Source organism: Kitasatospora sp. SUK 42 (assembly GCF_015776785.2).
GTDB lineage: Bacteria > Actinomycetota > Actinomycetes > Streptomycetales > Streptomycetaceae > Kitasatospora.
Genome location: NZ_LFMD02000002.1, coordinates 2,200,301 through 2,206,767, shown reverse-complemented (window position 1 = coordinate 2,206,767; position 6,467 = coordinate 2,200,301). Strand labels below are relative to the sequence as shown.

Annotated in this window: 7 protein-coding genes; 4 read left to right on the top strand and 3 right to left on the bottom strand. The window is 74.8% G+C overall.

Features of this window, described 5'->3' with window-relative positions; translation table 11 throughout:
* Window positions 1-9: 9 nt before the first annotated feature.
* Window positions 10-738, bottom strand: coding sequence for a DUF3152 domain-containing protein (locus RZ50_RS09605; RefSeq protein ID WP_217680365.1), 729 nt, complete (start codon window positions 736-738; stop codon window positions 10-12).
* A 354-nt stretch (window positions 739-1,092) separates the two neighbouring features.
* Here RZ50_RS09605 and RZ50_RS09600 point away from each other — a divergent pair, with 354 nt between their 5' ends.
* On the top strand, window positions 1,093-1,776 hold the full coding sequence (locus tag RZ50_RS09600) for a DUF4232 domain-containing protein (RefSeq protein ID WP_217680363.1): 684 nt from the start codon (window positions 1,093-1,095) through the stop codon (window positions 1,774-1,776).
* A gap of 377 nt (window positions 1,777-2,153) precedes the next feature.
* A complete protein-coding gene (locus RZ50_RS09595) occupies window positions 2,154-2,369 on the top strand; it encodes a heavy-metal-associated domain-containing protein (protein WP_196949202.1) in 216 nt (71 codons plus the stop codon).
* Between the two features lie 70 nt (window positions 2,370-2,439).
* Here the strand turns inward: RZ50_RS09595 and RZ50_RS09590 are convergent, their stop codons facing one another.
* Complete coding sequence (locus RZ50_RS09590; protein ID WP_196949203.1) at window positions 2,440-2,991, bottom strand: DinB family protein; 552 nt, start codon at window positions 2,989-2,991, stop codon at window positions 2,440-2,442.
* A 102-nt stretch (window positions 2,992-3,093) separates the two neighbouring features.
* On the opposite strand from RZ50_RS09590, the gene RZ50_RS09585 reads away from it, so the two are divergent.
* A complete protein-coding gene (locus RZ50_RS09585; RefSeq protein WP_196949204.1) occupies window positions 3,094-4,059 on the top strand; it encodes a YafY family protein in 966 nt (321 codons plus the stop codon).
* A 55-nt stretch (window positions 4,060-4,114) separates the two neighbouring features.
* Here the strand turns inward: RZ50_RS09585 and RZ50_RS09580 are convergent, their stop codons facing one another.
* A complete protein-coding gene (locus RZ50_RS09580) occupies window positions 4,115-5,449 on the bottom strand; it encodes a PLP-dependent aminotransferase family protein (RefSeq protein WP_196949205.1) in 1,335 nt (444 codons plus the stop codon).
* Window positions 5,450-5,608: 159 nt separating this feature from the next.
* Between RZ50_RS09580 and RZ50_RS09575 the strand changes: the two genes are divergently transcribed.
* Window positions 5,609-6,385: a crotonase/enoyl-CoA hydratase family protein gene (locus RZ50_RS09575; protein ID WP_196949206.1), complete on the top strand. Its 777-nt coding sequence runs from the start codon at window positions 5,609-5,611 to the stop codon at window positions 6,383-6,385.
* Window positions 6,386-6,467 lie beyond the last annotated feature (82 nt).

Genomic DNA, 6,467 nt, shown 5'->3' with positions numbered 1-6,467 from the left:
GGGGGAGGGTCAGGGCGCGTCGGTCGGGGCCTGGACGGGCGGGCCGGTGAGCAGGGTGCCCGTGTCGGAGTAGGGCCAGCCGTTGGGGACGCAGCCGTGCAGGCCCTTGATCTGCTGCATCATCACCGGCGCCGGGGCGCCCGGGCCGGGGCAGTCGACGTGGCCGTTGCCGAGGATGTGGCCGACCTCGTGGTTGATCGCGAGGGCGTGGTAGAGCTCGGGCTTGCCCTGGTAGAACTCGGACAGCTCGGTCCAGCGCTTGAGGTTGACCACGACCTGGTGGCCGACGCCGCAGTTGACCCAGCCGCCGGTGTCCAGGCCGTACTGGCCGCAGATCCGGTCGGTGGACTGCGGGGTGGCGAGGTAGACCGTGAAGTCCACCGGGTCCTCGGGCATCCGCTGGAAGGACGCCGTGTTCCCGGCGGCCCAGCCGTGGCGGGTGTCGCCGAGGATCGCGTCCACCTCGGCGGCGAACTGCGCGGGGCTCTCCTGGAGCCCGTTCTCCACCCGCACCTTGTAGCGGTACAGGTGCTCCCCGGTGCCGAAGCGGGCCGAGCCGCCGGGGGCGGTGGTGAAGGCCAGCGGCGCGGGCCCGTCGCTCCCGCGCCACGGCTGCCACCACAGCAGGCCGGCGGCCAGGGCCGCGACCAGCGCCAGGGCGGCGGCGCGCTGCCAGGGCCGTCCGCGCCGCCAGAGCCGCCCGGGTTGCCAGCGGCTGGTGCGGGTGGCCGCCGTCATCGGCCGCCGCCCGCTATTCGGCGGTCGTCGGGTCGGGCTTCGGTCGGGGCCTGGGTGGACATGGCGGTGGGACAGCTCCTGAGCGCGGTGGGTCGGGCGGTGGGTCGGGGGAGGGGGCGTCAGAGGGGACGTCAGAGGGAACGGGCCGGTTCGCACCGGCGGTTCAGCCGGTCGCGAGCGGACGGATTGCTCCCGGGACGGGAGGGGTAGTCGTCCGGGCGCTGTGCCGGGGCGGAACCCATGGGTGGTCAGCAGGCGATCACGGCGGGGCCGCGGTCGTTGATCGGTTGTTGATCGGGAGGCGGCACAGTGGTGTGCACATGCATTGAGCGTTGGCCCCCGAGGAGAAGATCCATGCCCAACCCGCTGTCGTCCAAGCCCCGTTACGTCGGCGCCGCCTGTCTCGTGACGGTGGCCGCCACCCTCGGGCTGAGCGCCTGCGGCCCCGACAACTCGGGGAGCGACAAGCCCGCCGCACCCGCGACGGCGGCCGCGAGCCCCGCCGCGCCGACGGCCACGGTGCCCGCGCCGGCGGCCACCCCGTCCGCGCCGGGGAAGGCGCCCACGGCGGCCGCGCCCGGCAGGACGACCCCGGCCGCCCCGGTTCCCCCGGTTGCGACGGGGGCGGACTGCACGGTCGACGACCTGCGGATCACCGCCCAGGACAACACCATCGACACCAAGGAGGGGGTGGTCACCGTCCAGATGCACAACAAGGGCTCGCGGGAGTGCCGGGTCAACGGCTTCCCCGGGGTCGACCTGAAGGTGTCCGGAGGCAGCATCTCGGTGCCGCGCAAGGCCGAACAGGCCGTCTCGGGCCAGATCCCCCCGGGAGGGGACGCGGCCTTCAACATCTACTTCCAGGTCAACACCACCGGCGGCACCGGAGTGAAGCCCACCCAGATCGTGGTGACCCCGCCGAACGACACCCACCAGGTGACCCTGGCCTGGCCGGGCGGCTCCTTCCCGGTCGACAACCCGGACCACCCGAACAGCGGGACCAAGCTTGAGGTGGGGCCGGCCGGCAAGGTCGGCTAGGGCCCGTCCGGCGGATCCTTGCCGGTGCCGGTGCCGGTGCCGGTGCCGGTGCCGGTGCCTGCCGTGCTCGCCGTAGCCGTCCGGTCGGGGCGGCCCGCTTGTCGTCCGTCACGGTGTGGTGCTTTCCCGGCGGCCCGGCGAAGGTCGGGGCCAGTGTGCTCGGGCCCGATCAACAGGCGGTCAGGGCGGGTGCGGGGAGGCCCCAGTCGGGCGCCGGTGCCCGTTGGTTCCCGGGTCCACTCGAAGGTGCCACCCGTGCGGCGTGTCCCTGGGGAACGCGGCCCGATTCCGCTGTCGTAGTGCGGGTCCACCGGTCGACGTGCGGGTCACCGGTCGACCACCACCGGCACACCCGACGAAGCAACGGAGGCACCGTCATGTCCATCACCACCGTCCTCACCGTCGACGGCATGAGCTGCGGCCACTGCGAGAAGACGGTCAGCGCCGGGCTGGCCGCCCTGCCCGGCGTCACCGAGGTCGTCGCGGACGCGCCGAGCGGGAGGGTCACCGTGGCCTCCGCCGGGCCGCTGGACGAGGCAGCGGTGCGCGGCGCGGTGGACGAGGCCGGGTTCACCCTCGTCGGCCGGGCCTGAGGCCGCCGCCGTGGGGCCCGCCGGCGGGCCCCACGGTCGTCTTCCGTCCACCTGTGGCGGCCGTGCGGGCTCAGCCCATGCTCTTGGCGCCGTCCAGGGACTCGCGGATGATGTCGGCGTGGCCCGCGTGCTGGGCGGTCTCGGCGATGATGTGCATCAGCACCCGGCGGGCCGACCACTCGGTGTCCGGCTGGAACCAGGGGGCGTTCGGCAGCTGCCGGGTGACGCCCAGGTCGGTCAGGGTGGCCACCAACTCGTCCGTGCGGCGCGCCACTTCGGCGTAGTCGGCGAGGACGCCGGCCAGCGTCTCGCCCGGCAGCAGCCGGAACTCGTCGGCGCGGCGGGCGAAGTCCTCCTCGGTCCAGGTGGTGAAGTCGGGCATCGCGGAGGGGCCCTCCACGATGAAGTTCGCCCACAGCCGCTCGACCGAGGTCACGTGCTTGATCAGGCCGCCCAGACACAGCTCGCTCGCGGTGGTCCGCAGGCCGGCCTGCTCGTCGGTGAGGTCACGGGTGGTGAAGCGCAGGAAGTGCCGGTGCTTCGCCAGGGCCACCAGGAAGTCGGCGCGCTCGCCGGTGACGGCGGGGGTGGTGGTCGTGCTCGCGGTCGTGCTCGTGGTCATGGTGGTGGCCCTTCCGTTCGGTTTCCTGCCCCTTCGGACGAGAACCACGCTACGGACCATTGCGGCCACTTTCCGTCCTGAATTCCGACGAGAATGGCAGGCATGGCGAACACCAGCACCCGTACGCTGCGACTGCTCTCCCTGCTCCAGAACCACCGCTACTGGCCCGGCGAGGAGCTCGCCGAGCGGCTCGGCGTCTCCCTCCGCACCCTGCGCCGCGACATCGACCGGCTGCGCGAACTCGGCTACCCCGTCGAGGCCCGGCGCGGGGTCGACGGCGGCTACCAGCTGGCGGCCGGCGCGGCCCTCCCGCCGCTGCTCATCGACGACGAGGAGGCCGTCGCCCTCGCGGTGGGCCTGCAGGCGGCCGCGGAGAGCCCGGTGGAGGGCGTCGCCGAGGCCTCCGTCCGGGTGCTCGCCAAGGTCGTGCAGGTGATGCCGGCCCGGCTGCGCCGCCGGGTCGAGGCGCTGCGCGCGATGACCGTCCCCGTCGACTGGGGTGCCTCGGCCCGCGCGGGCGTCGACCCGGACACCCTCACCGTGGTCGCCCTCACCTGCCGCGACGCCGAACGGCTGCGCTTCTCGTACACCGCGGCCTCCGGGCAGCGCACCGAACGGCAGGTCGAGCCGCACCGGCTGGTCAGCCTCGACCGGCGGTGGTACCTGGTCGCCTACGACCTCGACCGGGCCGACTGGCGGACCTTCCGCCTGGACCGCCTCGCCACCCCTCAGGGCAGCGGTGCCCGCTTCTCCCCGCGCCCCCTGCCCGCCGCCGACGCCGCCGAGTTCGTCCGTTCCGGCCTCAACGGCGTGCCCCGCCCGTACCGCGTCGAGGCCCTGGTCGAGGCCCCTGCCGCCCGCGTCCGCCCCCACGTCGGGCACTGGGGCGAGGTCGAGGAACTCGACGAGGACGGGGGCCGCTGCCGGCTCCGGATGACCGCCGACTCCCTGGACTGGCCCGCCATGGCCCTCGGCTCGCTCGGCGCCGAGTTCCACGTCGTCCACCCGCCCGAACTCCGCGCCCTGATCGCGGACTGGTCCGCCCGCTTCGCCCGCGCGGCGGGGTAAGCGGTGGGACGGATCCCGGGGGCCCCTCGTGCCGGCGGTGCCCGTGCGGACGGGCTCAGGGGGCGATGGACTCGATGGTGACGCGGAGGCGGTGGAGGGCGGCGGGGAGATCGGCGAGCGGGGGCGTGGCGAGGGCGAGGCGGATGGCGTTGGGGTGGTGCGGGGTGGTGGCGAAGGCGTCGGCGGTGGAGATCAGGATGCCCTCGGCCGCGAGCAGCTCGGCGACCCGGTCGGGGCGCTGGTGGGGCTCCAGGGTGAGCCACTGGATGTAGGAGGTGGGGTGCGCGGTGACCGGCAGCCCGGCGAGGGCGGTACGGGCGAGGCGCTGACGGGCGGCGGCGTCGGCGCGGCGCTGCTCCTCCAGGCGGGTGACCGTACCGTCGGCGAGCCAGCCGGTGGCGAGCGCGGTGGTCAGGCCGGGGGCGCCCCAGGCGGCGGCGCGCAGCTGGGTGGTGGCGGCGCGCAGATGGCGGTCGGGGAGGACGGCGAAGCCGAAGCGCAGACCGGGGGCGACGTTCTTGGACAGACCGGCCACGTAGCAGGTGCGGTCAGGGGCGAGGGCGTGCAGCGGCGGGGGCGGGGCGGCCTCCAGGAAGGCGTACGTGCCGTCCTCGATCAGTGTGCAGCCGTGCTCGGCGGCGAGGGCGGCGAGCCGGTCGCGCCGGGCCCGGTCCAGCACCCAGCCGAGCGGGTTGTGGACCGTCGGGATCGTGTAGACCGCGCGGACCGGGCGGCTGCGGCAGAGCCGGTCGAGCGCGTCGAGGTCAGGGCCCGCCGGGGTGACCGGGACGGGCGCCAGGTCGAGCCCGTGCGCGGTGGCGAGCAGCTTGACGCCCGGATAGCTGAGCGCGTCCACGGCGAGCACGTCACCCGGGCGGGTGAGCGTGCGCAGGACGCAGTCCAGCGCCTGCTGCGCCCCGCTGGTGAGCAGGACGTTCTCCGGCGCCGTGTCGACCCCGCGGTCCAGCAGGTACTCGGCCACCACGGCACGGTCGTGCCGGTGCCCGCCCGGCGGCTGCTGGCGCAGCAGCGCCTCGGCGTCGCCGCCGGAGGCGAGCGCGCGCAGGGCCTGGCGCAGCAGGTCGCCCTGGCCGGGGGCGAGCGGCTGGTTGAAGGAGAGGTCCGCGACCCGGGGCACCGGGAGGGCGCGCGAGGGTTCGAGGCCGTCGTAGCCGGAGCGGGTCCGGACGAAGGTGCCCCGGCCCTGCTCGCCGACCACCAGCCCGGCGGCGGCCAGTTCGGCGTACACCCGGGTGGCGGTGGCCAGGGCGATCCGGCGCTCGCGGGCGAGCGTGCGGTGGGTCGGCAGACGGGTGCCGGCGGGGAGGGTGCCGGAGCGGATGGCGGCGGCGTACTCGTCGACGATGGCCTTGTAGGAGGGCGGTCGCATGGGGGCCTGCCGTTCGGAGGGGGCGGTGCGGTGGGGGGCGGTGCGGTGGGGGTCTCGTGGTGGGGGGCGGAGTGTATCCAGGACAATAACTGGATTGTCCTGGGCGGTTGTTCCTAGCCTGCGAGGTGAAGGCACCACGGCGAAAGGGAGCAACCGGCCATGACCGTCCGCAGCGAGCGGGACCAGCACGTCGTCACCCTCACCATCGACCGGGAGAAGAAGCTCAACGCCCTCGACTACCCGACGATCGACGCGCTGCTCGCCGAACTCGACCGGATCGACGCCGACGACACCGTCCGCGCCGTCATCCTCACCGGCGCCGGGCAGCGGGCCTTCAGCGCGGGCGCGGACATCCCGTCCCTGGCGGGCAGCATCGCGGGCGGGGCCGAGCAGGCGCTGCGCGAGTTCGTCCGGCGCGGCCACGGGCTGACCCGGCGGATCGAGGAGTTCCCGAAGCCGATCATCGTCGCGGTCAACGGGCTCGCGTTCGGGGGCGGCTGCGAGATCACCGAGGCGGCGCCGCTGGCGATCGCCGCCGAGCACGCGACCTTCGCCAAGCCGGAGATCTCGCTCGGCTTCCCGCCGCCCTTCGGCGGTTCGCAGCGGCTGCCGCGCCACGTCGGCCGCAAGCGCGGCCTGGAGCTGATCCTGACCGGCGACCCGATTCCGGCCGCCCGGGCCGCCGAGCTGGGGCTGGTCAACTCGGTCGTCCCGGCGGACGAACTCCTCGACGCGGCGCGCGACCTGGCCGCGCGCATCATCCGGCACGCGCCGACCGCCGTGGCGGCCTGCCTGCGGGCCGTCACCCGGGGGATCAACCTGCCGATCGACGAGGGCCTCGCGGTCGAGGCGGCGGCCTTCGCGGCCACCGTGCCGACGGACGGGGTGCGGGACGGACTGCGGCGGTTCCTCGACCGTTCGCAGGGTGCCCGCTGACCTTCCCTCCGGTTGCCGGGCGTCGTTCGGCGCCGTGGGCCGGCAACGTGGATCGGCGATATTCGCTTGGCGGGAGCGACCG

What these genes read in the sequence shown, in the direction of transcription:
- RZ50_RS09575 (WP_196949206.1), top strand. Translation starts at nt 5,609, where the DNA reads ATGACCGTCCGCAGCGAGCGGGACCAGCACGTCGTCACCCTCACCATC.
- RZ50_RS09605 (WP_217680365.1), bottom strand. Translation starts at nt 738, where the DNA reads ATGACGGCGGCCACCCGCACCAGCCGCTGGCAACCCGGGCGGCTCTGG.
- RZ50_RS09580 (WP_196949205.1), bottom strand. Translation starts at nt 5,449, where the DNA reads ATGCGACCGCCCTCCTACAAGGCCATCGTCGACGAGTACGCCGCCGCC.
- RZ50_RS09595 (WP_196949202.1), top strand. Translation starts at nt 2,154, where the DNA reads ATGTCCATCACCACCGTCCTCACCGTCGACGGCATGAGCTGCGGCCAC.
- RZ50_RS09590 (WP_196949203.1), bottom strand. Translation starts at nt 2,991, where the DNA reads ATGACCACGAGCACGACCGCGAGCACGACCACCACCCCCGCCGTCACC.
- RZ50_RS09600 (WP_217680363.1), top strand. Translation starts at nt 1,093, where the DNA reads ATGCCCAACCCGCTGTCGTCCAAGCCCCGTTACGTCGGCGCCGCCTGT.
- RZ50_RS09585 (WP_196949204.1), top strand. Translation starts at nt 3,094, where the DNA reads ATGGCGAACACCAGCACCCGTACGCTGCGACTGCTCTCCCTGCTCCAG.